Source organism: Aggregatibacter kilianii (genome assembly GCF_003129965.1).
In the GTDB taxonomy this organism is placed as follows: domain Bacteria; phylum Pseudomonadota; class Gammaproteobacteria; order Enterobacterales; family Pasteurellaceae; genus Aggregatibacter; species Aggregatibacter kilianii_A.
The window spans coordinates 1-3,212 of the sequence record NZ_NRCJ01000026.1; the positions used below are offsets into that span (position 1 = coordinate 1).

At 49.6% G+C, this 3,212-nt stretch carries 1 tRNA gene, 1 rRNA gene and 1 other annotated feature (1 of these 3 running past the window's edge); both genes read left to right on the plus strand.

What is annotated here, in order from left to right:
• The first annotated feature begins 145 nt into the window (after window positions 1-145).
• Window positions 146-1,686 (plus strand): 16S ribosomal RNA (locus DK430_RS12950).
• A 94-nt stretch (window positions 1,687-1,780) separates the two neighbouring features.
• Window positions 1,781-1,856, plus strand: a tRNA-Glu gene (locus tag DK430_RS12955).
• Window positions 1,857-2,072: 216 nt separating this feature from the next.
• Window positions 2,073-3,212, plus strand: a sequence feature (mutual gap in cmsearch alignment for this rRNA model is longer than 100); it runs 1,877 nt beyond the window's last position.

Sequence of the window (3,212 nt, forward strand, 5' to 3'; positions counted from 1 at the left end):
TGTTCTTTAACAATCAATCAGACAAACTGTGTGGGCACTTGAAGATTCGTTTTTGATAGATTTAGAAATAGAGTGAGATAGTGCTTTGACAATTCGTTTATTAACAGATTAATGAAGTCAGCAATATTGAGCGATTAAACTTTTTGAACTGAAGAGTTTGATCATGGCTCAGATTGAACGCTGGCGGCAGGCTTAACACATGCAAGTCGAACGGTAGCAGGTAAGTACTTGTACTTATGCTGACGAGTGGCGGACGGGTGAGTAATGCTTGGGAATCTGGCTTATGGAGGGGGATAACGACGGGAAACTGTCGCTAATACCGCGTAGAATCGGGAGATGAAAGTGTGGGACCGTAAGGCCACATGCCATAGGATGAGCCCAAGTGGGATTAGGTAGTTGGTGGGGTAAAGGCCTACCAAGCCGTCGATCTCTAGCTGGTCTGAGAGGATGACCAGCCACACTGGAACTGAGACACGGTCCAGACTCCTACGGGAGGCAGCAGTGGGGAATATTGCGCAATGGGGGCAACCCTGACGCAGCCATGCCGCGTGAATGAAGAAGGCCTTCGGGTTGTAAAGTTCTTTCGGTGGTGAGGAAGGCGCTTAGTTTAATAGGCTAAGTGATTGACGTTAATCACAGAAGAAGCACCGGCTAACTCCGTGCCAGCAGCCGCGGTAATACGGAGGGTGCGAGCGTTAATCGGAATAACTGGGCGTAAAGGGCACGCAGGCGGACTTTTAAGTGAGGTGTGAAATCCCCGGGCTTAACCTGGGAATTGCATTTCAGACTGGGAGTCTAGAGTACTTTAGGGAGGGGTAGAATTCCACGTGTAGCGGTGAAATGCGTAGAGATGTGGAGGAATACCGAAGGCGAAGGCAGCCCCTTGGGAATGTACTGACGCTCATGTGCGAAAGCGTGGGGAGCAAACAGGATTAGATACCCTGGTAGTCCACGCTGTAAACGCTGTCGATTTGGGGATTGGGGTATAACTCTGGTGCCCGAAGCTAACGTGATAAATCGACCGCCTGGGGAGTACGGCCGCAAGGTTAAAACTCAAATGAATTGACGGGGGCCCGCACAAGCGGTGGAGCATGTGGTTTAATTCGATGCAACGCGAAGAACCTTACCTACTCTTGACATCCAGAGAAGCTTGCAGAGATGCGAGTGTGCCTTCGGGAGCTCTGAGACAGGTGCTGCATGGCTGTCGTCAGCTCGTGTTGTGAAATGTTGGGTTAAGTCCCGCAACGAGCGCAACCCTTATCCTTTGTTGCCAGCATGTAGAGATGGGAACTCAAAGGAGACTGCCGGTGATAAACCGGAGGAAGGTGGGGATGACGTCAAGTCATCATGGCCCTTACGAGTAGGGCTACACACGTGCTACAATGGCGTATACAGAGGGTAACCAACCAGCGATGGGGAGTGAATCTCAGAAAGTACGTCTAAGTCCGGATTGGAGTCTGCAACTCGACTCCATGAAGTCGGAATCGCTAGTAATCGCGAATCAGAATGTCGCGGTGAATACGTTCCCGGGCCTTGTACACACCGCCCGTCACACCATGGGAGTGGGTTGTACCAGAAGTAGATAGCTTAACCTTCGGGAGGGCGTTTACCACGGTATGATTCATGACTGGGGTGAAGTCGTAACAAGGTAACCGTAGGGGAACCTGCGGTTGGATCACCTCCTTACCGAGAAGGCGACTTTAAGTGTTCACACAGTTTGTTTGATGGTTGTAGACAAGAGAAGAACATCAACGAAGAGAAGAGAGCATCTTTATATGCTGTCCCCATCGTCTAGAGGCCTAGGACATCGCCCTTTCACGGCGGTAACCGGGGTTCGAATCCCCGTGGGGACGCCATTTAAAGATGATTTTTCATCTTTCTGTTCTTTAAAAATCCGGAAACAAGCTGAAAACGAGACTTTCAAGAAAGTCTGAGTAAGAGTGATTGATAAAAGGCGATTGCTCTTAGATTAAAACTGTTATTAATCGTCGCTTAAGTGTTTTATGTACGCTTCATGATTTAGGGGTGAGTTAGCCTTTAGAGATGAGCGGGAAGAATACTTGAGGTTGTATGGTTAAGTGACAAAGCGTACAAGGTGGATGCCTTGGCAATCAGAGGCGAAGAAGGACGTGCTAATCTGCGAAAAGCTTGGATGAGTCGATAAGAGGCGTTTAATCCAAGATATCCGAATGGGGAAACCCAGTGGGTGAAGAACCCACTATCTTATACTGAACACATAGGTATAAGAGGCGAACCGGGAGAACTGAAACATCTAAGTACCCCGAGGAAAAGAAATCAACCGAGATTTTGTGAGTAGCGGCGAGCGAAAGCGAAAGAGCCTGTTAGTGATAGCGACAGAGACAGAGGAACATACTGGGAAGTATGGCGACACAGGGTGATAGCCCCGTACTCGAAGTCCGGGTCGTGGTACTGAGCTAACGACAAGTAAGGCGGGACACGTGATATCCTGTTTGAAGAGAGGGGGACCATCCTCTAAGGCTAAATACTCCTGATTGACCGATAGTGAACCAGTACTGTGAAGGAAAGGCGAAAAGAACCGGGGTGACCGGAGTGAAATAGAACCTGAAACCTTGTACGTACAAGCAGTGGGAGCCTGTAAGGGTGACTGCGTACCTTTTGTATAATGGGTCAGCGACTTATATTTTGTAGCGAGGTTAACCGAATAGGGGAGCCGAAGGGAAACCGAGTCTTAACTGGGCGTCTAGTTGCAAGGTATAGACCCGAAACCCGGTGATCTAGCCATGGGCAGGTTGAAGGTTGGGTAACACTAACTGGAGGACCGAACCGACTAATGTTGAAAAATTAGCGGATGACTTGTGGCTGGGGGTGAAAGGCCAATCAAACCGGGAGATAGCTGGTTCTCCCCGAAATCTATTTAGGTAGAGCCTTGAGCGGACACCTTTGGGGGTAGAGCACTGTTTCGGCTAGGGGGCCATCCCGGCTTACCAACCCGATGCAAACTACGAATACCAAAGAGTGATACTCAGGAGACACACGGCGGGTGCTAACGTCCGTCGTGGAGAGGGAAACAACCCAGACCGCCAGCTAAGGTCCCAAAGTCTATATTAAGTGGGAAACGAAGTGGGAAGGCTTAGACAGCTAGGATGTTGGCTTAGAAGCAGCCATCATTTAAAGAAAGCGTAATAGCTCACTAGTCGAGTCGGCCTGCGCGGAAGATGTAACGGGGCTGA